Here is a 21,810-nt window from a genome sequence, read left to right as displayed (position 1 = left end):
TCGCCGCAACCGCGAAGCGGTGACAGCGAGGCGGGCTCAGGGCCGCGCCACGTTCCTGGCCGGGCGGATGGCCAGCGAGGGCATGCGCTCCATCACCTCTTCGAGCAGGACCCGCAGGTCCCGGCTCATGAGCGCGATGCGCGCCTCCAGCAGGTCGAGCATCCCGTCCCGCCGCTCGAGGTCCGAGACGGTGAACTCGCCCTCGGGATCCATCAGCGGATCGTTCTCGCGCAGGAGCCCGGCCGACTGCCAGTTTGCCACGATCTCCTCGGCGATGCTGCGGGCCCCCGGCTCCTCCCGCCGCGTGAGGTAGCGCCAGACCGTCGGCGGGAAGAGCCTCGATTCCTCGGGATGCTGCAGGATCTCGCCGAGCAGGTTGCTGCGTGTGCGGAGACGCCCTGAGGCGGAACCATAGAGCAGCGCGCCGCCGATGGTGGCCTCGGCCGTACCGCCGATGATGCCCACGATGTCGCCCGCCCGGTCGATGCCCGCCAGCCCCAGCCCACCCGAGAGTGCCGCCGTCGTCGCACCGAGCAGGATGCTGGCGAGGCCGAGGTTGCGTGCGCGCCGGGCCTCGATGCGCTGGAGCTGGCCGCGCAGCGAATCCCCGCGCTCGCCCTCGCAATCGATGGCGGCGAGCGAGGCGTTCACGTCGAGCGTGGCCAGCAGGACACGATCCGTCACGGCCTGGCGGGCCAGCAGGAACTGGACGTCGACCGAGCGCCGGCGCTCCGCCGCGAGGAGGCCCTGCAGCCCGTCCAGCGCGCCGATGACCTCGGCCATCTGCGCGGCATCGCGGCTCAGCCCCTGGGTGACGAGCGATTGGGTCAGCGCGGGATTCATCGGCGGCAGCGGCGCTGCGCGGCGTTCGACACGCGCCGCGCAGAAGCTCGTCCCGATGTCGCGAGTGGGCGCGGCGGCGCAGCCAGCCAGCAGGACCGCCGCGAAGCCCGCGGCGATCCAGGCCCGCGCTGCCCTCATACGGAGAAGTACTTCGCCCGCGGGTGGTGCAGCACGATGGCGCTGGTGCTCTGCTCCGGATGGAGCTGCCACTCGTCGGAGATCTCCACGCCGATGCGCTCGGCGCCGAGAAGCTTCAGCAGCGGCGCCTGGTCTTCCAGCTTCGGACAGGCCGGGTAGCCGAAGCTGTAGCGGCCGCCGCGATAGCCCTGGCTCAGCATCTTCTCGATGTCGCGCTCATCCTCCGAGGCGAAGCCGAGCTCGGCGCGGATGCGCTTGTGCGTGACCTCGGCCAGGGCCTCCGCCATCTCGACGCCCAGGCCGTGCAGGTAGAGGTAGTCCTGGTAGCGATTCCCCTCGAACCACTCGCGCGCGACGTCGCTGGTCCGCTGGCCCATGGTGACGACCTGCAGGCCGATCACGTCCCGCTCGGCATCGTCGATGTCGCGCACGAAATCGGCGATGCACTCGCCATCCTCCTTGGGCTGACGCGGCAGGTTGAAGCGGGCGACTTCGGTCGTGCCGTCCTCCTCGAAGAGGATCAGGTCGTTGCCCTGGCCCGCGCATTTCCAGTAGCCGTAGGAAGCCTGCGGCTTGAGGATCTTTTGTTCCTCCGCGATCGACAGCATGCGCTTCAGGACCGGGCGCAGCTCCTGCTTCGCCCAGCCGAGGAAGTCCTCCAGCGAGCGGCCGGCCTTACGGAATCCCCACTGGAACTGGTAGAGGCTGCGCTCGTTGACGAAGGGCACCAGCGCCTTCGGGTCGGTCTCGATGATCTTCGCGCCCCAGAAGGGCGGCACCGGCACCGGCAGCTTCGCGGTCTCACGGCGGCGACGACCCTGCGCATAGGCCAGGTCCACCGGCGCGAAGCCGCGCGGATCGGCCTGGCCGAGCACCCGCTTCTCATTCCTCGACTTGCCGGCGCGCTTGGACTGGATGGTGCCGAGATAGCCCTCGAAGTCGTTGCCCATCACCTTGTCCATCAGGTGCAGGCCATCGAAGGCATCGCGCGCATAGACGACGCGGCCCGAGGCATAGGCCTTCACGCAATCGTCCTCGACGTAGTTGCGCGTCAGCGCGGCGCCGCCGAGCAGCACGGGGATGTCGACGCCGAGGCGGCTCATCTCCTCGAGGTTCTCGCGCATCACCACGGTGGACTTCACCAGCAGGCCGCTCATGCCGATGGCATTGGCCTTGTGCTCGCGCGCGGCGTCGACGATCTGGTTCAGCGGCACCTTGATGCCGAGATTCACGACCTTGTAGCCGTTATTGGTGAGGATGATGTCGACGAGGTTCTTGCCGATATCGTGCACGTCGCCCTTCACCGTGCCGAGCACGATGATGCCCTTCTCCTGCCCCTCGACGCGCTCCATGTGCGGTTCGAGATAGGCGACGGCGGCCTTCATCGTCTCCGCGCTCTGAAGCACGAAGGGCAGCTGCATCTTGCCCGCGCCGAAGAGCTCGCCCACCACCTTCATGCCGTCCAGCAGCACGTCGTTGATGATGGCGAGCGGCGTGATGCCCTGGGCCAGCGCATCGGCCAGCTCCTCGTCGAGGCCCTTGCGGTCGCCGTCGACGATGCGGTCCTTCAGGCGGCCCTCGACCGTCTCGGCCTTCACCTTCGCCGCCGCATCCGCGGCCTTCCGGCCGGAGAACATCTCCAGCAGCTTCTGCAGCGGGTCGTAGCCCTCCTCGCGCCGGTCGAAGATGAGGTCTTCCATGACCTTCACCTCCTCGGGCGGGATGGCGTGCAGCGGCTTGATCTTGGAGACGTGCACGATCGCGCCCGTCATCCCCGCCTTCACGGCATGATCCAGGAACACGCTGTTCAGCACGTGGCGCGCGGCCGCGTTCAGGCCAAAGGAGATGTTGGACAGGCCCAGCATGATCTGGATGTCCGGGAACTCCTGCCGGATCTGGCGGATGCCCTCCAGCGTCCAGAGGCCGAGCTTGCGGTCGTCCTCGTTGCCGGTCGCGATCGTGAAGGTCAGCGGATCGATCATCAGATCCGACTGCGGCAGGCCGTGCTTGTTGCAGGCGAAGTCCACGAGGCGCCGCGCGATGCGGACCTTGTCCTCCACCGTCTTCGCCATGCCCACCTCGTCGATGGTCAGCGCGATGACGCCGGCGCCGAACTTCTTCGCGAGGATCATGCGGTCGGTCGCCGCGCCCTCACCCTCCTCGAAGTTGATCGAGTTGATGATGGGCTTGCCGCCATGCAGCTTCAGCGCGGCCTCGATGATCGGCGTCTCGGTGCTGTCGATGACGAGCGGCGCGTTCACGCTGGAGGTGAAGCGGGTGATCACCTCGCTCATCTCGAACATCTCGTCGCGGCCGACGAAGGCGGTGCAGATGTCGAGGCTGTTGGAGCCCTCGCCCACCTGCTCGCGGCCGATGGCGAGGCAGCTGTCCCAGTCGTTCGCTTCCTGCGCCACGCGCCAGGCCTTGGAGCCGTTGGCGTTGCAGCGCTCGCCGATCGAGAAGTAGGCGTTCTCCTGCCTCAGCGAGACGGCCGAGTAGAGCGAGGCCACGGAGGGCACCCAGTGGAACTTGCGCGCGATCGGCGCCGGGCGGTGGCTGGCGCCGCCCAGCTTGCGCAGCATCGCGTCCAGCGCGCCGATATGCGGCGTGGAGGTGCCGCAGCAGCCGCCGATCAGGTTGAAGCCGTCCTCGACGACGAAGCGCTCCATCCAGCTCGCCATCTCCTCGGCGCCGAGCGGGTAGTGCGTCTTGCCGTCCACCAGCTCCGGCAGGCCGGCATTCGGCTGCACGCTGAGCAGACCGGGCCAGTTCTGGCTGAGCCAGCGGACATGCTCCGCCATCTCCTGCGGGCCGGTCGCGCAGTTGAGGCCGACCAGCGGCACGTCCAGCGAATGGATCACGGCGGCGGCGGCGGCGATGTCGGGGCCGACGAGCAGCGTGCCCGTGGTCTCGACCGTCACCTGCACGAAGATGGGAATGTCGCTCTTCGTCTGCGCCTTGGCGATCTTGGCGGCGTTCACCGCGGCCTTGATGAAGAGCGTGTCCTGGTTCGTCTCGGTCAGCAGCGCGTCGGCGCCGCCGGCGATGAGGCCGAGGCACTGCTCGACCAGCGCGGCCTCCAGCACGTCGTACTTGATATGGCCGAGGCTCGGCAGCTTCGTGCCCGGCCCGATGTCGCCGACGACCCAGCGGTGGCGGCCATCGGCGAAGGTCTCGGCCGCCTCGCGCGCCAGCTCCACACCCACCTTGTTGATCTCGAAGGTGCGGGAGCCGAGCTCGAACTCCTCCAGCGTGATCGGGCTGCCACCGAAGGTATTGGTCAGCACCATGTCGGCGCCGGCCTCGTAGTAGCCGCGATGGATCTCGCGCACGAGGTCGGGGCGGGAGAGGCTCAGCACCTCGGTGCAGTTCTCCTTGTCCCAGTAGTCCTTCTCGACATCGAGGGTGAGGGCCTGCACGCGGCTGCCCATGCCGCCGTCGCAGAGGAGCACGCGGTCACGGAGCGCGTCGAGGAGATGCGGGCGAGAGGACATGAGGTGCTCTTCTGTCTCAGGCGTTGGTCAGCGCGTGGGCGGGAAGCTTCTCGGCACGCCAGATGCGGACCTTCATGGCGCCGCCGATCTCGTGCACGGAAGCGATGGCGCAGCCGGCCTCGCCGAGCCAGCCCGCCAGGGCCGCATCGTCGAAGCCCGGCCAGCGATGCGCGAAGCGGGTCAGCACGGAGGCCTCGCCATGCGGGGCGAGGTCGGCCACCAGCAGGATGCCGCCGGGGCGCAGCACGCGGGCCGCCTCGGCCAGGGCGGCCGCCGGCTCCTCGGCGTAATGCAGCACCATCTGCAGGGTCACCGCATCGAAGCCTTCATCGGCCAGGGGCAGCCGGTACATGTCCGCCTGGCGGACGGTGCAGCGGTCGGTCAGGCCGCGCTCGGAAAGGCGCGCGCGGGCCAGCGCCAGCATCTCGCGGCTCGCATCCACGCCGAGTGCGCGCTCGGTACGGTCAGCCAGAAGCTCGAGCAGGCTGCCCGTGCCGGTGCCAATGTCCAGCAGCGCGCCGATCCGGGCCGGCAGCGCGCTCATCAGCGCGGTCTCGATCGCCGAGGCGTCGAGGTCCAGCGCGCGCAGCTCGTCCCAGTCCATGCCGTCGCGGCGGAAGGCGTCCGAGGCGGCGCGGGCGCGCTCGGCGGCGATGCGCACGGCCTGGCGACGGTCGGATTGCAGGACCGGCTCCTCCTCGGGTAGCCTTGCCAGCACCACGCGCACCAGATCGGCCGAGGCCGGGACCTGGAAATAGGCGTTGGGACCTTCGGGGATCCGCTCGAGCAGCCCGGCTTCGGTCAGCAGCTTGAGATGCCGGGACAGGCGCGGCTGCGACTGGCCCAGGACCGCGCAGAGCTCCGTCACGCAGAAGGCTCCGCGGGCGCAGAGCGCGAGGAGACGAAGCCGCGTGGGCTCGGCCGCCGCGCGGAGCTGGGAGAGAAGGTGGTCCATCCCCTTCCAATGGCATAAAGAAATCCTTATGTCCAGGCAATGACGTGGTCCCTGGACGCCCGAATCCCTGTTTCCCTGGTGCCCGACGCCAAGGCCCTGGCCGAGGCCCTGGCGGCCGGCAAGCCCGCCGCCGTGGTCGCCGGCCCGGACGCGCCGGCCGGCGGCGTGGCCTCCGAAAGCTTCATGCCCGGCACCTCCCTCCATGCGGTGGCCTGCGCCTGCTGCCAGGGGCGCGGCGAGGCCGCCCAGGCGCTGGACCGGCTTTTCCAGGCCCGGGTCCGGGGCATCGTCCCCTGGTTCGACCGCGTCCTCGTCCTCGATGCCGACGGGCTGGGGGAGGAAACCCGGCAGGCGCTCGCACAGGACAAGCTGGCGGCGGCCCGGTACCGGCTGGCCTGAGGCCTAGCAGCCCCTCCCGCGCGCGATTCTCCCTCAAGCCGGCCCCGGCATGGGATAAGGTCGAGGCCACCCGAGGGAGGCGCACATGGCCGACAATCCCGACGATCTGGGCGACGCCAGGAGCCGCACCGAGAACGGCCGCTTCCGCGACCTGGCCGAGCGCCGGCAGGGCTCCAATCCCGAATATGCCTACGCGCCGCGATGGGCGCCCATGGGCAATTGGCGCATGTCGGCCTTCGACCTCCTCTTCATCGTCTTCGGGCTCGCCGTTCTCGTGACCATCGTCGGCCTGGGGCTGTTCGGCGCCTTCGACTGAGGCCGTCGGCGTTGCGCCCGCGCCCCGGTCGGCGCCACACTCCCCGCGCAACGCATCCGAGGGTCCCCGTGAGCAATCCCGTCGAGAAGATCGGCCAGTGGCAGGCCGAGTTCACCGCCATCCGCCGCGACATCCACGCCCATCCCGAGCTCGGCCTCGAGGAGCACCGCACCGCGGATCTCGTCGCGAAGAAGCTCGCCGAGATGGGCATCGAGGTGCATACCGGCGTAGGCAAGACGGGCGTCGTCGGCGTGATCCGCAACGGCAACGGCCAGGGCCGCATCGGCCTGCGCGCCGACATGGACGCGCTGGCGATGACCGAGGCCAATGCCTTCGGCCATGCCAGCACCATCCCCGGCAAGATGCATGCCTGCGGCCATGACGGGCACACGACCATGCTGCTCGCCGCCGCGAAGTACCTGGCCGAGACGAAGAACTTCGACGGCACGGTCCACCTGATCTTCCAGCCGGGCGAGGAAGGCGCGGGCGGCGCGCTGGCCATGCTCGACGACGGGCTGTTCGAGCGCTTCCCCTGCGACGCCGTCTTCGGCCTGCACAACCGCCCGGGCCTGCCGGTCGGCCAGTACGGGCTGCGGCCCGGGCCCATGATGGCAGGCGTCGCCTTCTACGACATCGTCATCACCGGCAAGGGCGGCCATGGCGCGCGCCCCGAGGCGACTTTCGATCCCGTGGTGATGGGCGCGGCCGTCGTCCAGGCGCTGCAATCCGTCGTCGCGCGCAACGTGCCCGCGGCCGAGCGCGCGGTGCTGAGCATCACGCGCTTCGATGCCGGCAACGCCTATAACGTGATCCCCAACGAGGTGCGCCTCGGCGGCACGGTGCGGGCCTTCAGCAACGAGATCATGAAGCTCGTGGAGGACCGCATGCGCGCGATCAGCGAGGGCGTCGCGGCCGGCCTCGGCGGCAAGGCGGTGCTCGACTTCCGGGTGATCACCACGCCGCTGGTCAATGACGCGATCGAAGCCGTCTCGCTCGGCGATGCGGCGGCCGAGCTGGTCGGCGAAGCCGGCGTGAAGCGCGAATTCGCCGCCGTCATGGGCGGCGAGGACTTCGCCTACATGCTGGAGAAGTGCCCCGGCGCCTATATCGTCACCGGCAACGGCGACACGGCCGAGGTGCATAATCCGAGCTTCGACTTCAACGACGAGGCGATCCCCTACGGCGCCGGCGTGCTCGCCGCCGTGGTCGAGGCGAAGCTGGCCCGCGTGACGGCGGAGAAGGCCGACAACTGAGGCTCAGGCCCTGCGCCGGACCAGGCCCAAGGCCAGGCGCAGGGCCAGCCACAGAATCCCGAGGAGCAGCAGGATGCCGCCGACCGTGTACACGCGGCCGGCAGCGGCGGCCTCCTCGGCGTAGCGCCGCACCAGCTCCGGCGGCATGTCCTGGGCGGGCCAGAGCGGGTCCATCGCGAAGCCGATGAGCATCGTCGCGCCACCCGCCGCCAGGACCATCCAGGGCGCGAGGCGCCGCACGCTCAGAGGTGCTTGCCGAAGAACTCCAGCGATCGGCTCAGCGCCAGCGCCGCGTCCTTCGGGACGTAGCTGCCGCGTGCCTCGCAGCCGAAGCCATGGCCCGCCCCGGGGTAGACCAGGACCTCGACCTCCGGCCTCGCCGCCTGGATCGCCTCCACGCTCGCCATCGGAATGGAGCCGTCCTTCTCTCCGAAATGCAGCTGGACCGGGCATGTCGGCACCTCGTCCCTCGCCGCCGCGATGCCGCCGCCATACCAGCCCACCGCGGCCTTGAAGGCCGTGCTGCGCGTCGCGCCGTGCCAGGCCACCGTGCCGCCCCAGCAATAGCCGATGATGCCGCGGGGAATGCCGGAGGGCGCGGCACCCGCGGCGGCCAGGATGTCGAGCATCACCTTGTCCTCGGGAATTCCGCTGCGGAGCTTGAGGCCGCGCTCGATATCCTCGGGCCCATAGCCGAGCTCGACGTCGCGCTCGGCGCGGTCGAACAGCGCGGGCACCACCACGAAGTAGCCCTCGCGCGCAAAAGTGTCGGCGACGTAGCGCATGTGGTCGTTCACGCCGAAGATCTCCTGGACGATGACCAGGGCACGGTCCGCGTCGTCCTCGGAGCCCGCCATGTAGGTCGAGAGGCGGTGACCGTCGGCGGCGGTGATGATGGTGTCCATTGGCTTCGACTTCCCATGGTGCTTCATTGGAAGGATGGGCGATCTGGTGAACCTGCGGAAGTGGCGCCGGGCGAAGGCGAAGGACGAGGAGGCCGGTCAGGCCGCCGCCAACCGCGCCAGCTTCGGCCGGACCAAGGGACAGAAGCTGGTGGACGAGGCCGAGGACGCCCGGCGCTGCGCCCTGCTCGACGCCGCCAGGCTCGAACCCAAGCCGGACTGAGCCCGATCGCCTTCAGGCCCTGGCCTGCCGCGAGACTGCCCCCTGCTCCGGCAGCGGCGGCACCAGCTCCACCATCGGCATCGGCCTGGCGATGAGATAGCCCTGGATAATGTTGCAGCCCGCGCGGCGCAACGCGAAGGCCTGGCTCTGCGTCTCCACCCCCTCCCCCACCACCTCGATGCCCATGGCGCGCGCCAGCGTCACCGTCGCACGCAGCACCGCATAGGACTTGGGATCGGGCAGGCCCGCCACGATCGAACGGTCGAGCTTCAGCCGTTGCACCGGTAGCCGCACCACATGCGGAAGGCCGGAATGACCGCCGCCGAAATCATCCAGGGCGAGCGGCACGCCCAGCTCGCGCAGCGCCGCGAGAGTGCGGGCGACACCCGGCAGGTCGCGGATGGCGAGGTTCTCGGGGATCTCGATCTCCAGCCGCGAGGGCACCACGCCCGCCAGGATCAGCGCCGCGGCCACCTCCTCCGCGAAGGCGGGATCACGCAGGGTCGTGACGGAAATATTGATGCCGAGGACGCGCGGCGCGTCCGGCCTGTCGCCCCAGCCTGCGATCATCCGCACGGCCTCGCGCAGCACGAAGCGGTCCAGCGCCGGCATTAGCCCGGCCTCGCTCGCGGCCGGCAGCATTTCCCCCGGCGGGATCCAGCGGCCCAGGCGCCGGCTGTTCCACCGGATCAGCGCCTCGGCGCCGACCATCCTCTGCGCCTGGAGGTCCTGCTGCGGCTGCAGGTGCAGCACGAGTTCGCCGGCCTCCAACGCCTCGGCCAGGGCCTCCCGCAGCGCGGCACGCCGCTCGCTCCGGTCGCGCAGGCGCGCTTCGAACAGGACGACGGTATTGCGCCCCTGCGCCTTCGCCTCGCGCAGCGCGAGGAGCGCGGCCCGCAGCAGCGCCTCGCCATCCAGACCGTGTTCCGGCGCGCGTGCTATGCCGATGCTCGCCGCCAGGGAAAGCTCCGCCCCCTCGATCGCCGCGCGCGGCGCCAGGGCCTCGCGCACGCGCCCGGCAATCTCCTCCGCCGCCTCGGCCTGCGCGCCGAAGACGAGGATGGCGAATTTGTCGCCGCTTAGCCGGCTGACGAGGTCCGACGGCCGCACCGCCTCCCGGAGCCGCCGCGCCGCCTCGCGCAGCAGGGCATCGCCCGCGTCATGACCGTGACGCTCATTCGCCGATTTGAAATGGTCGAGGTCGATCAGCAGCAGCAGCCCGCCCCCCGGATCGATCGCCATCTCCGCCAACCCGGCCTGCAGCGCCGCGCGGTTGGCGAGGCCCGTGAGCGGATCCTGCCCCGGCGGCACCTCCCGCGACGGGCGGCCTGCGGGAAACCGCGTGACATCGAGAACCGAAAGCATGCGCCGACCCAGGCCGTCCCCTGACCAGGGAGAGGCGGTCACCAGAAGCCGCCGGTCCGGCTTTCCCGGCAAGGAAAGCACCGCGCCCCCCTCGCCGACTGCCGCTAGCGCGCCCTCTTCCGGCCAGGCGACGCCGGAGGCCGCCAGGGAGACGGGCGCCTCACCGCCGAAAAGCCGCGCCAGCTGGCGGTTCGCGAAGAGCGTTCGCCCTTCGGCATCGACCTCCCAGAGGCCGACCGGCGCATCCTCCAGCAGGCCGTGCGCGGGGGCGAAGGCGGAAGCCGGGGAAGCCGGTGCCATCAGGAAGGCGACCACGGCCCGGCGCATCCGCCATTCCCGCCAGCGGTCGAGGCTCCAACAGGCCGTCGCCATCAGGGGAAGCGTCGCCAGCCCGTGCCAGGCCGGCGCCCCCAGCGATCCCGCCAGGAGCATCGTCGGCGCCACCAGGACGGCTCCCGCCACGATCGGCAGGCTCAGACGCGGATGTGACGGCATGGGGGCTCTCTTCCGCGGCGAAGCATGCAGGGAGAAGGTTAACCAACCCTTGCAGCGGGGATGGGAAGCCAAAGCCGGAGGCGCGTGGCGTCCCGCGCCCGGGTCTGCCAAGCTGGCGCCGCACCATGCCCAGCATCACCTCGGAAATCCTGGACATCCTCCTCGCCTTCGTCCTGGGCGCCATCATCGGCGCCGAGCGCGAATGGCGCCGCCACCCGGGCGGGCTGCGCTCCTGCGCCATCGTGGCGGTGGCCTCGGCCGGCTACATGCAGCTGATGATCGAGGTGGGCGGCAACAACCTCTCGGCAGGGCTGGGCGCGCTGGTGACCGGCGTGGGCTTCCTGGGCGCCGGCGTGATCCTGCATCGGGACACGGGGGTGCGCGGCCTCTCCACCGCCGCGACCTTCTGGGCGGTCGCGGCCATCGGCGCGGCAGCGGGCGCCCAGCATCCGCGCCTCGCGCTGGCGCTCGCCGCCGCCGTCTTCTTCTCGCATTCGGTGCTTCGCTTCGTCTCCTCCTGGATCGACCGCCACGCGCCGCCCGAAACCGACGACGGCCCCCACTGAGCCTGCCCGCCGCTCTCTAGGCGGCGGGTTCTCGCCCGCTATGCTGCCGCCGAAATCGAGGGAACACGCCATGTCCGCCATCAACCCACCCGCCCGCGTCGCCTTCGTCGGCCTCGGCGTCATGGGGGCCGCCATGGCCGCCAACCTGCGCCGTGCCGGCTTCGAGCTCGCGATCCATTCCCGCAGCCGCGGCAAGGCGGCCGAGCTGGAAGCCGCCGGCGCCGCCTGGTGCGCGAGCGGGGCGGAGGCCGCGAAGGGCAGCGCCATCATCGGCCTCTGCGTGCCCGACACCCCTGACGTCGAGGCCGCGATCTTCGGCCCGGGCGGCATCGCCGAGGGTGTGGGCAAAGGCGCGGTCGTCATCGACTTCTCCACCATCTCCGCGCAGGAGACGGCCCGCTTCGCCGCGCGGCTGCTGGCGGAGCGGGGCGCGCATCTGCTGGACAGCCCGGTCTCCGGTGGGCCGCAGGGCGCCATCGACGGAACCCTCACCTGCATGGTGGGCGGCGACCGCGGTGCCTTCGACGCGGCCCAGGCCTATTTCGGCGCCGTCGGCCGCACCATCACCCATCTCGGCCCGGCCGGCTCGGGCCAGGTGTGCAAGTCGGCCAACCAGCTGATCATCTGCGCCACGCTCGTCGCAGTCAGCGAGGCGATGGCGCTCGGCAAGAAAGCGGGGCTGGACCCCGAGACGATGCGCGGCGCGCTCAGCGGCGGCTCGGCGGACAGCTTCGTCCTGCGCAACCACGCCAAGCGCCTGCTGGAGGGCAAGTTCACCCCCGGCTTCCGCGCCGAGCTCATGCGCAAGGACATGCGCCTGGCCACCCAGGCCGTCCGCGACCACGGCATCTTCGCGCCTGCGACGGCCATGGCCGCGCCGCTGCTGGAACTCGTCTGCAACCAGGGCGCGGCGAAGGAAGACCTGGTGGCGCTGGGGCGGATGATCGGCGAGCTGTCGGGAATTGGAGAGGCGTCCTCGTAACGGGACAACCGACCCGGAAGCCAGCGGTTGAGGCCGAAGCACCCTTCAACGAAAGGAAACGCCGTGGCCAAGAACACGATCTGCCTCTGGTACGACAAGGACGCCGAGGCTGCCGCCCGCTTCTATGCCGAGACCTTTCCCGATAGCGCGGTGGGCGCCGTCCACCGCGCCCCCAGCGACTATCCCTCCGGCAAGAAGGGCGACGTGCTGACCGTCGAATTCACGGTGGCCGGCGTCTCGTGCCTCGGCCTCAACGGCGGGCCCGCCTTCCGGCAGACCGAAGCTTTCTCGTTCCAGATCGCCACCGACGACCAGGCCGAGACCGACCGCTACTGGAACGCCATCGTCGGCAATGGGGGCCAGGAAAGCGCCTGCGGCTGGTGCAAGGACAAATGGGGCCTCTCCTGGCAGATCACGCCCCGCGTGCTGACCGAGGCGATGGCCGCCGGCGGCGAGGAGGCCAGGCGCGCCTTCGAGGCGATGATGGGGATGAAGAAGATCGACGTCGCCGCGATCGAGGCCGCGCGGCGCGGTTGAGGCTAGTCTGAGCGCGGATGGGCCAGGCGCCAGGTGGCGAGCAGCCCCTCGGCGTCCACCGCGGTGTAGCGCTGCGTGGTGGAGAGGCTTGAATGGCCCAGCAGCTCCTGGATGGCGCGCAGATCCGCGCCCCCGGCCAGCAGATGCGTGGCGAAGGAATGGCGTAGCGCATGCGGCGTCGCATGCTCCGGCAGGCCGGCCAGGCGCCGGTAGTCGCGCATCGATTTCTGGGCCACCGCCGGATCCAGCCGCTTGCCGCGCGCGCCGAGGAAGAGCGGCTCCTCCGGCCCGGCGCCGCCGCGATGGCGCAGCCAGTCGGCGATCGCCTGCCGCACCACGGGCAGCACCGGCACCACGCGCTGCTTGCCGCCCTTGCCGGTGATGCGCAGCGCCGCCTCGCTGCCCGGCAGGGGCGCCTCGCCGATCGAGAGGCCCAGCGCCTCGCTGATGCGCAGCCCGCAGCCATAGAGCAGCGTGAAGAGCGCCGTGTCGCGCGCGGACTGGAATTCCGGCCGCTCGGCGCGGTCGGACTGGTGGGCCATGCCGATCTCGGCGCCCACCGCGCGGGCATCGGCCTTGCTCAGGGCGCGCGGCACGGGTTGGACGCGCTTGGGCCCGCGCATGCCGGCGATGGCCAGCGGCGCGATGCCGTGACGCCGCGCGAGAAATCGCAGGAAGCTGCGGATGGCCGCGAGCTGGCGCGCGCGGGTGGCGTTGTTCGCCCCCTCCTTCGCGCGCAGGGCGAGGAAGCCGCGCAGATCCGCCGGGCGCAGCGCCGCGATGGCGGCGAGGTCCGGTTCCGCCCCCAGATGCACGGTCAGGAAGCCCAGGAAGGCCGCCACGTCGTGGCCATAGGCCTCGATGGTATGCCGGCTCGCCCGGCGCTCGGTGGCGAGCCAGGCGAGGAAGCGTTCGCGGGCCTCGAGCCCGGTCATCGCGCCAGCGTGGCGGCCAGGGCGCGGGCCAGGAAGGCCAGGGCTTCCGGCTCATGGGGCAGGTCCGCGGCGTCGCGGGCGCCCAGCACCAGCGTGTGCTCGCCGGCCCGCAGCAGAGCCTCGCGGCGGACCAGCGGCGCGGCCTCGCCATGCAGGGCCGGGTCGGCCGAGGTCACGTCCCGCGCCATGGCGGCGTTGCCGGGGACGGCGGCGATCAGCCGGCAGGATTCGACGCCGAGCCGGGCCGGCCATTCGTCGCGCACGCAATCGAAGGGATCGGCTGCGGCGATCAGCGCCAGCACCGCCTCGGCCACCTTGCCGGAAAAGTTCTTCCGCGTGCGGCCCGCCTGGAGAAGGTCGCGCCAGACCTCGCGCCCGGCCTCGACCATCGCGGTCATATGGTCGGCCAGCACCTCGCCATGGACACGCCGGGGCGGGGTGAGCACGGCGTAGAGCTGCGGCCGCGCGGCGAGGAAGCCTGGATTGTCCAGGAGGAAGGCCTCCACGGCGGCGGCCTCGTCCTTCTCGGTACCCCCATCGCGATTGAACAGGATCATCGCCGCTCCCTCCGGAAATCCGGCCGCGACTGCGGCCGGCGCCGCCGGACGGCCTCCGCGGCCTGGCACCACCGCAGCGCGGCGAAGCCAAGGCCGCGGAGCGGCCGCCCGGCGCCTGAGGGCATCAGAGAATGCTCTGCCCCGTCTTCGCCCAGTCGGCGAGGAAGGCCTCGAGGCCCTTATCCGTCAGCGGGTGCTTGATGAGCGCCTTGATCACGCCCGGCGGCATGGTGCCGACATGCGCGCCCAGCTTGGCGGCCTGCAGCACATGGACGGGGTGCCGGATGGAGGCGACCAGCACCTCGGTCCGGAAGTCGTAATTGCCGTAGATCTGCACGACGTCGGCGATCAGATCCATGCCGTCATAGCCGATATCGTCCAGCCGGCCGACGAAGGGCGAGATGAAGGCCGCGCCCGCCTTGGCGGCCAGCAGCGCCTGGTTGGCCGAGAAGCACAGCGTGACGTTGACCAGGGTGCCCTCGTCGCTCAGCACCTTGCAGGTCCGCAGGCCGGCCTCGGTCAGCGGCACCTTCACAGCGACGTTCTCGGCGATAGCGCGCAGGTAGCGGCCTTCCTTCAGCATGGTCTCGTGGTCGGTGGCCGTGACCTCGGCGGAGACGGGGCCGTCGGTGATGGAGCAGATCTCCGCGATCACCTCGCTCATCTTCCGGCCGGACTTGGCGATCAGGCTGGGATTGGTCGTCACGCCGTCCATCAGGCCGGTGCCGGCGAGGGCACGGAGCTCGGTGACGTCGGCGGTGTCCACGAAGAACTTCACGGGGGCATCATCCTTCAAAGGAGGGCGATTCCGGGCGGGCGGGATTGACCCGGGCCGGCTGCGTCGCGAAGTGGATAGCCCATGGCGACACCAAACCGAAAGGCCGGGCGGCGCATCCGTGTCCTGCTCCCCTTGCCGCTCGAAGGCGCCTACGACTACCGCCTGCCGCTGGAGCTGGCGGCGGGGCCGGGCAGCTTCGTGGAAGTGCCGCTGGGCGGGCGGGTCTCGCTCGGCGTCGTCTGGGACGACGAGGAGAATCCCGAGCCCATCGCCGAGTCGCGCCTGCGCGAGGTGATCGCGGTGAAGCCCGCGCCAGCCATGCACGCCAATCTGCGGCGGCTGGTGGACTGGGTGGCCGCCTATACGCTCTCGCCGCCCGGCGCCGTGCTGCGCATGGCCATGTCCTCCCCCTCGGCACTGGAGGAGCCGGCCGCGGCCTCGGGCTGGCGCCGGGTGGAGGGCGCCGAGGCGCGCATCACCCCGGATCGCGGCAAGGCGCTGGAGGCCCTGGGCGGCCATATCCTGCCGGGTACGGAGATCGCGCGCGCGGCCGGCGTCTCGATGGGCGTGGTGCGCGGCATGGCCTCCGTCGGCCTGATCGAGCCGGCGCTGATGCCCCGCGCCGCCGCCTTCCCGCGCCCCATCCCCGATTTCGCGCCGCCCGACCTGCGCGACGAGCAGCAGATCGCGGCCAATGCGCTGCGCGAGGCGGTGATCACCCGCCGCTTCGGCGTCACCCTGCTGGAGGGCGTGACCGGTTCGGGCAAGACGGAGGTCTATCTCGACGCCGTCGCCCAATGCCTGCGCGAGGGCCGGCAGGCGCTGGTGCTGCTGCCGGAGATCGCGCTTTCCACCCAATGGCTGTCCCGCTTCGAGCGGCGCTTCGGCGCGCCGCCGGCGCTTTGGCATTCGGAACTGTCGTCCCGCACCCGCCGCGTCACCTGGCGCGCGGTGGCGGAGGGCGACGCGCCGGTGCTGGTGGGCGCGCGCTCGGCGCTGTTCCTGCCCTTCCCCGACCTCGGCCTCATCATCGTGGACGAGGAGCACGAGACCGCCTTCAAGCAGGAGGACGGCGTCATCTACCACGCGCGCGACATGGCCGTGGTCCGCGCCCGCCTCGAAGCCGCCACCTGCGTGCTGGTCAGCGCCACGCCGAGCCTGGAAACGGTCACCAATGCGCAGGCGGGGCGCTACGCCCATGTCACGCTGCCCAACCGCCACCACGGCGCCGCCCTGCCGACGGTCGAGGCGCTGGACCTGCGCCAGTACCCGCCCGAGCGCGGCCGCTTCCTCGCGCCGCTGCTGATCCAGGCCATCACCGAGACGCTGGCGCGCGGCGAGCAGGCGATGCTGTTCCTGAACCGCCGAGGCTATGCGCCGCTCACCCTCTGCCGGACCTGCGGCCATCGCCTGCAATGCCCCAACTGCACGGCCTGGCTGGTGGAGCACCGCGCCCAGCGCCGGCTGCAATGCCACCATTGCGGCCATACGGAGCCCACGCCGCTGGCCTGCGTGGAATGCGGCACCGAGCATTCGCTGGTGCCCATCGGCCCCGGCGTGGAGCGCATCCAGGAGGAGATCTCCGAGCTCTTCCCGGAGGCGCGGCGCCTCGTTATGGCCAGCGACACCATCCCAGGCCCGGCCGCCGCCGCCGAGGCCGCGCGCAGGATCGAGGACCGCGAGGTCGACCTCATCATCGGCACGCAGATCGTCGCCAAGGGCTGGCATTTCCCGCATCTGACGCTGGTGGGCGTGGTGGATGCCGATCTCGGCCTCGCCGGCGGGGATCTGCGCGCCGGCGAGCGGACCATGCAGCTGCTGCACCAGGTGGCCGGCCGCGCCGGGCGCGAGGGCTCCACGCCTGGAAAGGTGCTGCTGCAGACCTTCTCGCCCGAGCATCCGGTGATGATGGCCCTCGTCGCCGACGACATGCCGGGCTTCCTCAAGGCCGAAGCGGCGCAGCGCGCGCCCGGCCACTGGCCGCCCTTCGGTCGCCTCGCCGCGCTGATCGTCAGCAGCGAGGATGCGCGCGCGGCCGAGCGGGCGGCGCGCGACCTCGGCCTCGCGGCGCCCACGGGGGCGGGAATCCAGGTGCTCGGCCCCGCCCCGGCGCCCCTGGCCCTGCTGCGCGGGCGGCATCGCCACCGCCTGCTGCTCAAGGCCGAGCGCGGCATCCGGGTGCAGCCCATCCTGGCGGATTGGCTCGCCCGCGCGCAGATCCGGCGCGAGGTCCGCGTGCAGGTGGACGTGGACCCTGTGGGCTTCGTTTAGCCGCCTTCCTTCTCCCGCACGCGGCCGTCCTCGATTAGCAGGAAGCGCGTCCCCACGGCCTCGACGAAGCGGCGGTCGTGCGAGACCAGGACGCAGGTGGCGCCCTGCGCCAGCAGTTCCTCCTCCAGCTGCTCCTGGCCCGGGATGTCGACGTGGTTGGTGGGCTCGTCCAGCAGATAGAAATTCGGCGCCGCCAGGCGCAGGACCAGCAGACCGAGCCGCGCCTTCTGCCCCGGCGAGAGCCGGGCGATGGGGCGCCGCTGCGCCTCGGCGTCGATGCCGGCGCCGGCTAGCAGGGCGATGGCGCGGCCATCGCCGATGCCCGCATGCGCCGCGATGACCTCGTGCGGCGTCCGGCCCTCCGGCAGATGCGCCATGCCCTGGGCCGCATGGCCGAGGATCAGGCTGGGGCTGACCTGCACCCCTGCCACAGGCTCGGCCGTCGCGCGGCGCAGAAGCTGGATGAACTGCGACTTGCCGGCACCGTTCCGGCCCAGCAGCACGAGCCGGTCGCCCTGGCGGATATCCAGCCGCGCGATCCGGAAGAGGGGCTGCCCCTCCGGCGTGGCCACCACCAGGTCGCGGATCGCAACCAGCACCTTCGCATGGGTGCCCCGGCTGGCGAGGCGGATGCTTCCGGGCCTTTCCGCATGGAGCGGACGCAGCGTGGCCTCCAGCCGGTCGGCGCGGTCGCGCAGCTGCATGGACTTCTTCTGCAGAAGGTCGCTGCCGCTGTTCACACCGATATTGCGCAGCTCGCCTGCGTTGCGACGCAGGCGATGGATCTCCTTGGCGTCCCGGAGCTGCCGCCGCTCCTCGGCCGCATCATCCTCCGCCAGCAGGCCGCGCGCCGCGCCGTAGGGATGGGCGTAGAGCCGGCTCGTGCCGGGGCGGAGGAACAGGGTGCGGTTGGTGCAGGCGTCGAGGAAGCCGCGGTCGTGGCTGGCGACCACCATCGGGGTGCGGGAAGCCGGGCCGGCGATCCAGCCTTCCAGCAGCGCGATCTTCTCAAGGTCCAGGTGGTTGGTGGGTTCGTCCAGCAGCAGCACGTCCGGCGCGGCGATCCAGGCGCGCGCCAGCAGGGCCAGCCGCTGCCAGCCGCCGCTGAGGGCCGCTAGGGGACGTTCCCGCAGTTCCTCGGGCGTGGCGAACTCGTCCAGCACCGCGCCGACGCGCCATTCCTCCTGCGCGCGCCCGGCGGGCGGCAGGGCACGGCGCAGGGCCTCGCTCAGGCTCAGGCCGAGCAGGCCGGGCGGCAGGTCCTGCTCGACGAAGCCGAGCCGTGTGCCGCGGGAGAGCACGACGCTCCCCGCATCCGGCTCGGCCCGCCCGGCAAGGCAGCGCAGCAGGGTGGACTTACCGGCGCCATTGGCCGCGACGAGGCCGAGGCGGTCGCCGGGACCGATGTTGAGGGTGAGATTCTGGAAGAGCGGACGCGGCGTGGCGACGCCGAGGTCGCGCAGGGCAATGAGGGCCATAATGAAGAATTCCGAGCGGACACGCGCAGGAGCACGCGGATGCGACAAAGGGCAGTCCGGAACGGAAGCATGACGGCTTCAGGCGGCCTGCCCTGCGAAAGAAAAACCTATCGCAGGGCGGAAACGGGACCCCTGGGGTGGTGCTGGTTGTAGGTGTGCATCCAGCCCTCCTCTGTGGCTCGTGTCGGAATGCCGGCAAGCTAGGCGCCGAGGCCGGCGACTGGCAAGCCTGATCGCATTCGCCGCGCTCGCCCCACTCCGCTAACCTCCGCGCGTGCGAATCCCCTCCCCCTGCCGCGGCTCCGCCTGACATGGCGCGCGTCACCATCCGCGACGTCGCGAAGCGCGTCGGCGTCTCCGAGGCCACGGTCTCGAACGCGCTGGCCGACAAGCCGATCGTCACCGCCGAAACCAAGGCCCGCGTGCGGCAGGCGGCGGAGGAGCTCGGCTATCACATCTCGCCCATCGCCCGGGCGCTGAGGACCGGCCAGACCGGCACGGTCGGGATCGTGGTCTCCAACCTCGCCAATCCCTTCTATGCGGACATCCTGCTGGGCATCAGCAGCGTGCTCACGCCGCTCGGCTACCAGACGATCATCTGCAACACGGAATCACGGGCCGAGCTGCAGGAATGGCACGTCACGCACCTGCTGCGGCACATGGTCGACGGCATCGTGCTGCTCTCCTACTCCTCCGAGACGAAGGCCACGACGCGGGCCTTGGCGGCCGGCGTGCCGCTGGTGGCGCTGTGGCGCAGGCCCGGCGGCAGCGAGGTTTCCTTCGTCGGCATGGACGATCCGGTCGCGATGCGGCTGGCGCTGGAGCATCTCTGGTCGCTCGGCCACCGGCGGATCGGGCTGCTGCGCGCCCATGCGGCCTCGAGCCCGAGCGAGGCGCGGCAAAACGCCTATACCGAATACCTCACCGGGCGCGGCGCGCCGCCGCTGCCCGGCATGGTGGCCGGCGTCGACCTCTCGATCGAGGGCAGCCGCGACGCGACGCTGCAGATGCTGGACCTGCCGGCGCCGCCCACCGCCCTCATCGCTACCTCGGACCTGATGGCGCTGGGCGTGACGATGGCCCTGGCCGAACGCGGCCTGGCCATGCCGGCCGACATGTCGGTGGTGGGGTTCGAGGACACCTTCATCGCCGGCCTGCCCCAGATCCAGCTGACGGCCGTCTCGGTGCCGCGGCGCGAGCTCGGCATCCACGCCGCGGAGCTGCTGCTGGAGCGGATCGCCGATTCGTCGCTGCCGGTGCGCGACGTGGTCCTGCAGCCGGGCTTCAGGATCCGCAGCTCGACCGCGCCACCCCAGGCGGGGTGACGCGGAGAAAGCTTCGTCAGTCGGCCGATATGCCGCCGGTGCGGATCACCTCGCGCCAGGTGTTGCGATCCGCCGCCAGGCGACGCGTGAAGTCGGCCGTGCCCTCGAAATGCGGCGAGAAGCCCAGATCCTGCAGACGCTGGCGCAGCTCGGCATTCTCCATGGCCCGGCCGATCGCGCCGGCCCAGATCTGCCGCAACGCTTCGGGCATGTCCTTGTGGCCGCACATGCCGAACCAGCCCGTCACGTCGAAGCCCGGCACCGTGTCGGCGATGCGCGGCGCATCCGGGAAGACCGGCGAGCGCGACGGATCGCCGATCCCCAGCAGGCGCAGCTCGCCGGTCTGGGCCTGGCGGGTCGCGTCGCCGAGATTGCCGATCATGAAGTCGATGCGGCCGGCGAGGAGGTCGACCAGGGCCGGCGCCACGCCGCGATAGGGCACATGCGTCATGTCCACCCGCGCGAGGCTCTTCATCAGCTCGCCCGAAAGGTGCTGCGCCGAGCCGGTGCCCGGGCTCGCGAAGGTGATCTGCGAGGGGCGGGCGCGGGCGGCGGCCAGCACGTCGGCGATGCTGCGATAGGGGCCGGCGGAGCTGACGAAGAGGCCATAGGAGGACAGCGCGACATTCGCCACCGGCGCCGTCTCCGTGCCGGGGTCGATCGGCAGGTTGGCGCCCTGGAGCTGCGGCGTGATGGCCAGCGTGCTCATCGAGCACTGGTAGATCGTCGAGCCGTCCGGCGGCGTCTGCGCCACATAGGCGGCCGCCAGGACGCCGTTCACGCCCGTGCGATTCTCCACCAGCACGCGATGGCCGAGGATGGGGCCGATGGCATCGGCGATGAGGCGGGAGAGCGTGTCGCTCGATCCCCCGGCCGCGAAGCCGCTCATGATCCGCAGGGGGCGGTCGGGCAGGGTGGCCTGGGCGAAGGCGGACCCGCTGCCCAGCAGCAGGGCAGCGCCGAAGGCCATGGCCGCGTGAAGACGTTTCGACCGCGCGGTCTCGAACATATCCGATGTTTCCTCTTGTCGTTGTTGGGCACGCAACGGCAAGCGGCGCGACCGGCCCGGGGCCCGTCGCGCGCGTCTCGCCGATAGGCTTGTTGGGCCGTCAGGCGGCCTGTTGCATGGTGGAGGCGACGTCCGTGATCGTGACGCGGCGCATGTCGCGCGGGAACTTCTTGTCGTCGAAGGGACGGCCGCGATGCATGGTCGTGCGGTTGTCCCACATCAGCAGGTCGTTCACGCGCCACTGGTGGCTGTAGACGAAGCGGCGATCGGTCGCGTGCTCCATCAGGTCACGGATGAGGGCGAGCGCCTCGGGCACCTGCCAGCCCAGGATCCGGCCGATATGCGCGGAGAGGAAGAGGCTGCGCCGGCCGGTCGAGGGGAAGAAGCGCACCAGGCGCTGCTGCACGGGCGCGAAGGTCACGCGCTCCTGCTCGGTGAACTCGCCGAAGCCCAGCAGGGCGCGGGAGAAGAGCAGGCTGTGCTCGCAGACGAGGTCGCGCAGCTTCTCCTGCATCTCCGGCTCCAGCGCGTCCCAGGCGCCGCGCATGTCGGCCACCTCGGTGGCGCCGCCGCTCGGCGGAATCACGCGGGCATGCAGCATCGAGTACTTGGCCGGCACGGCCTTGAAGCTGCTGTCGCTGTGCCAGAGCTGGTTGCCCAGATTGAACATGCGCTTGCGCGCATCCGCCGCGAGGATGGAGCCGTCGGCCGCGAGGTTGGAGATGTCGTTGATCTGCTTGTCCGCCAGGCGCGCCTTCTCGACGTCGACTGTCGCGCGGGAGGCCTCGATGGTGCCGAGGGCCTCGCCGAAGGCCCGCTGCTGGGCGTCGTTCAGCGCCTGGTCGCGGAAGACGAGCGCGGCATAGCCGTCCATGGCCGCGTCGATCTCCGCCGCCATGCCGGCCGGCAGCGGTTCGCGCAGATCGATGCCGCTCACCTCCGCAACGAAATGGGGCGTGATGGGGGTAATGGTCAGCCGCGCGCTCATC

Annotated in this window: 21 protein-coding genes; 9 read left to right on the top strand and 12 right to left on the bottom strand. The window is 71.1% G+C overall.

Annotated features, from left to right (window positions below; all coding sequences use genetic code 11):
* Positions 1-36: 36 nt before the first annotated feature.
* Genes KHU32_RS07420 through KHU32_RS07410 form a run of 3 tightly spaced genes read right to left on the bottom strand, consistent with a single transcriptional unit; the run spans position 37 to position 5,430 of the window.
* Positions 37-981, bottom strand: coding sequence for a hypothetical protein (locus tag KHU32_RS07420; protein ID WP_213669364.1), 945 nt, complete (start codon positions 979-981; stop codon positions 37-39).
* Positions 978-4,475: a methionine synthase gene (gene metH, locus KHU32_RS07415; RefSeq protein WP_213669363.1), complete on the bottom strand. Its 3,498-nt coding sequence runs from the start codon at positions 4,473-4,475 to the stop codon at positions 978-980. Before metH ends, KHU32_RS07420 begins: the two co-directional genes overlap by 4 nt.
* A 16-nt stretch (positions 4,476-4,491) precedes the next feature.
* Complete coding sequence (locus KHU32_RS07410; protein WP_213669362.1) at positions 4,492-5,430, bottom strand: ArsR/SmtB family transcription factor; 939 nt, start codon at positions 5,428-5,430, stop codon at positions 4,492-4,494.
* A 78-nt stretch (positions 5,431-5,508) separates the two neighbouring features.
* Between KHU32_RS07410 and KHU32_RS07405 the strand changes: the two genes are divergently transcribed.
* From KHU32_RS07405 to KHU32_RS07395, 3 genes are all read left to right on the top strand, one after another.
* Positions 5,509-5,829: a hypothetical protein gene (locus tag KHU32_RS07405; protein WP_213669361.1), complete on the top strand. Its 321-nt coding sequence runs from the start codon at positions 5,509-5,511 to the stop codon at positions 5,827-5,829.
* Between the two features lie 85 nt (positions 5,830-5,914).
* Complete coding sequence (locus KHU32_RS07400) at positions 5,915-6,145, top strand: hypothetical protein (RefSeq protein WP_213669360.1); 231 nt, start codon at positions 5,915-5,917, stop codon at positions 6,143-6,145.
* A 68-nt stretch (positions 6,146-6,213) separates the two neighbouring features.
* Positions 6,214-7,398, top strand: a complete 1,185-nt coding sequence (locus tag KHU32_RS07395) for a M20 aminoacylase family protein (RefSeq protein ID WP_347265515.1) — start codon at positions 6,214-6,216, stop codon at positions 7,396-7,398.
* A 3-nt stretch (positions 7,399-7,401) separates the two neighbouring features.
* Here KHU32_RS07395 and KHU32_RS07390 read toward each other — a convergent pair whose 3' ends face one another.
* Together KHU32_RS07390 and KHU32_RS07385 are read right to left on the bottom strand one after the other, a co-directional pair.
* Positions 7,402-7,638: a hypothetical protein gene (locus KHU32_RS07390; RefSeq protein ID WP_213669358.1), complete on the bottom strand. Its 237-nt coding sequence runs from the start codon at positions 7,636-7,638 to the stop codon at positions 7,402-7,404.
* 2 nt (positions 7,639-7,640) lie between these two features.
* A complete protein-coding gene (locus KHU32_RS07385) occupies positions 7,641-8,303 on the bottom strand; it encodes a dienelactone hydrolase family protein (protein WP_213669357.1) in 663 nt (220 codons plus the stop codon).
* A 46-nt stretch (positions 8,304-8,349) separates the two neighbouring features.
* On the opposite strand from KHU32_RS07385, the gene KHU32_RS07380 reads away from it, so the two are divergent.
* A complete protein-coding gene (locus tag KHU32_RS07380; protein ID WP_347265514.1) occupies positions 8,350-8,523 on the top strand; it encodes a DUF4169 family protein in 174 nt (57 codons plus the stop codon).
* A 12-nt stretch (positions 8,524-8,535) separates the two neighbouring features.
* On the opposite strand, the gene KHU32_RS07375 is transcribed toward KHU32_RS07380, so the two are convergent.
* Positions 8,536-10,383 (bottom strand): putative bifunctional diguanylate cyclase/phosphodiesterase, encoded by a 1,848-nt coding sequence (locus tag KHU32_RS07375; protein WP_213669356.1) that lies wholly within the window; start codon positions 10,381-10,383, stop codon positions 8,536-8,538.
* Positions 10,384-10,508: 125 nt separating this feature from the next.
* Here KHU32_RS07375 and KHU32_RS07370 point away from each other — a divergent pair, with 125 nt between their 5' ends.
* The 3 genes from KHU32_RS07370 to KHU32_RS07360 all read left to right on the top strand — a co-directional run bounded on the left by KHU32_RS07370 (position 10,509) and on the right by KHU32_RS07360 (position 12,468).
* A complete protein-coding gene (locus tag KHU32_RS07370) occupies positions 10,509-10,949 on the top strand; it encodes an MgtC/SapB family protein (protein ID WP_213669355.1) in 441 nt (146 codons plus the stop codon).
* Positions 10,950-11,019: 70 nt separating this feature from the next.
* The gene (locus tag KHU32_RS07365) at positions 11,020-11,931 is read left to right on the top strand and encodes an NAD(P)-dependent oxidoreductase (protein WP_213669354.1); all 912 of its coding nucleotides are present in this window, start codon (positions 11,020-11,022) and stop codon (positions 11,929-11,931) included.
* A 63-nt stretch (positions 11,932-11,994) separates the two neighbouring features.
* Complete coding sequence (locus KHU32_RS07360; RefSeq protein WP_213669353.1) at positions 11,995-12,468, top strand: VOC family protein; 474 nt, start codon at positions 11,995-11,997, stop codon at positions 12,466-12,468.
* A 2-nt stretch (positions 12,469-12,470) separates the two neighbouring features.
* On the opposite strand, the gene KHU32_RS07355 is transcribed toward KHU32_RS07360, so the two are convergent.
* The 3 genes from KHU32_RS07355 to fsa all read right to left on the bottom strand — a co-directional run bounded on the left by KHU32_RS07355 (position 12,471) and on the right by fsa (position 14,738).
* A complete protein-coding gene (locus tag KHU32_RS07355) occupies positions 12,471-13,403 on the bottom strand; it encodes a tyrosine recombinase XerC (protein WP_213669352.1) in 933 nt (310 codons plus the stop codon).
* A complete protein-coding gene (locus KHU32_RS07350; protein WP_213669351.1) occupies positions 13,400-13,960 on the bottom strand; it encodes a hypothetical protein in 561 nt (186 codons plus the stop codon). The genes KHU32_RS07355 and KHU32_RS07350 overlap by 4 nt, the downstream gene beginning before the upstream one ends.
* A gap of 124 nt (positions 13,961-14,084) precedes the next feature.
* Entirely contained in the window at positions 14,085-14,738 is a 654-nt protein-coding gene (gene fsa / locus KHU32_RS07345) for a fructose-6-phosphate aldolase (RefSeq protein WP_213669350.1), read from the bottom strand.
* An 81-nt stretch (positions 14,739-14,819) separates the two neighbouring features.
* Here fsa and KHU32_RS07340 point away from each other — a divergent pair, with 81 nt between their 5' ends.
* A complete protein-coding gene (locus KHU32_RS07340; protein WP_213669349.1) occupies positions 14,820-17,009 on the top strand; it encodes a primosomal protein N' in 2,190 nt (729 codons plus the stop codon).
* Here KHU32_RS07340 and KHU32_RS07335 read toward each other — a convergent pair.
* Entirely contained in the window at positions 17,006-18,487 is a 1,482-nt protein-coding gene (locus tag KHU32_RS07335; protein ID WP_213669348.1) for an ABC-F family ATP-binding cassette domain-containing protein, read from the bottom strand. The genes KHU32_RS07340 and KHU32_RS07335 overlap by 4 nt on opposite strands.
* Positions 18,488-18,798: 311 nt before the next feature.
* Between KHU32_RS07335 and KHU32_RS07330 the strand changes: the two genes are divergently transcribed.
* Positions 18,799-19,812 carry a LacI family DNA-binding transcriptional regulator gene (locus KHU32_RS07330; RefSeq protein ID WP_213669347.1) on the top strand — a complete coding sequence of 338 codons (1,014 nt, stop codon included), beginning with the start codon at positions 18,799-18,801 and terminating at the stop codon, positions 19,810-19,812.
* Between the two features lie 16 nt (positions 19,813-19,828).
* Here the strand turns inward: KHU32_RS07330 and KHU32_RS07325 are convergent, their stop codons facing one another.
* Both KHU32_RS07325 and KHU32_RS07320 read right to left on the bottom strand, forming a co-directional pair.
* On the bottom strand, positions 19,829-20,821 hold the full coding sequence (locus tag KHU32_RS07325; RefSeq protein ID WP_213669346.1) for a Bug family tripartite tricarboxylate transporter substrate binding protein: 993 nt from the start codon (positions 20,819-20,821) through the stop codon (positions 19,829-19,831).
* Positions 20,822-20,921: 100 nt separating this feature from the next.
* The gene (locus KHU32_RS07320; RefSeq protein WP_213669345.1) at positions 20,922-21,809 is read right to left on the bottom strand and encodes a TauD/TfdA dioxygenase family protein; all 888 of its coding nucleotides are present in this window, start codon (positions 21,807-21,809) and stop codon (positions 20,922-20,924) included.
* Position 21,810 lies beyond the last annotated feature (1 nt).

The organism is Roseococcus pinisoli, assembly GCF_018413645.1.
Classification (GTDB): domain Bacteria; phylum Pseudomonadota; class Alphaproteobacteria; order Acetobacterales; family Acetobacteraceae; genus Roseococcus; species Roseococcus pinisoli.
This window is presented reverse-complemented; position numbering and strand designations above follow the sequence as displayed.

Bases quoted from the DNA above. Each gene is read 5' to 3' on its own strand.
- KHU32_RS07325 (WP_213669346.1), bottom strand. From the start codon at position 20,821: ATGTTCGAGACCGCGCGGTCGAAACGTCTTCACGCGGCCATGGCCTTC.
- KHU32_RS07330 (WP_213669347.1), top strand. From the start codon at position 18,799: ATGGCGCGCGTCACCATCCGCGACGTCGCGAAGCGCGTCGGCGTCTCC.
- KHU32_RS07420 (WP_213669364.1), bottom strand. From the start codon at position 981: ATGAGGGCAGCGCGGGCCTGGATCGCCGCGGGCTTCGCGGCGGTCCTG.
- KHU32_RS07410 (WP_213669362.1), bottom strand. From the start codon at position 5,430: ATGGACCACCTTCTCTCCCAGCTCCGCGCGGCGGCCGAGCCCACGCGG.
- KHU32_RS07355 (WP_213669352.1), bottom strand. From the start codon at position 13,403: ATGACCGGGCTCGAGGCCCGCGAACGCTTCCTCGCCTGGCTCGCCACC.
- KHU32_RS07385 (WP_213669357.1), bottom strand. From the start codon at position 8,303: ATGGACACCATCATCACCGCCGCCGACGGTCACCGCCTCTCGACCTAC.
- KHU32_RS07350 (WP_213669351.1), bottom strand. From the start codon at position 13,960: ATGATCCTGTTCAATCGCGATGGGGGTACCGAGAAGGACGAGGCCGCC.
- KHU32_RS07400 (WP_213669360.1), top strand. From the start codon at position 5,915: ATGGCCGACAATCCCGACGATCTGGGCGACGCCAGGAGCCGCACCGAG.
- KHU32_RS07335 (WP_213669348.1), bottom strand. From the start codon at position 18,487: ATGGCCCTCATTGCCCTGCGCGACCTCGGCGTCGCCACGCCGCGTCCG.
- KHU32_RS07340 (WP_213669349.1), top strand. From the start codon at position 14,820: ATGGCGACACCAAACCGAAAGGCCGGGCGGCGCATCCGTGTCCTGCTC.
- KHU32_RS07370 (WP_213669355.1), top strand. From the start codon at position 10,509: ATGCCCAGCATCACCTCGGAAATCCTGGACATCCTCCTCGCCTTCGTC.
- KHU32_RS07365 (WP_213669354.1), top strand. From the start codon at position 11,020: ATGTCCGCCATCAACCCACCCGCCCGCGTCGCCTTCGTCGGCCTCGGC.
- KHU32_RS07375 (WP_213669356.1), bottom strand. From the start codon at position 10,383: ATGCCGTCACATCCGCGTCTGAGCCTGCCGATCGTGGCGGGAGCCGTC.
- metH (WP_213669363.1), bottom strand. From the start codon at position 4,475: ATGTCCTCTCGCCCGCATCTCCTCGACGCGCTCCGTGACCGCGTGCTC.
- KHU32_RS07320 (WP_213669345.1), bottom strand. From the start codon at position 21,809: ATGAGCGCGCGGCTGACCATTACCCCCATCACGCCCCATTTCGTTGCG.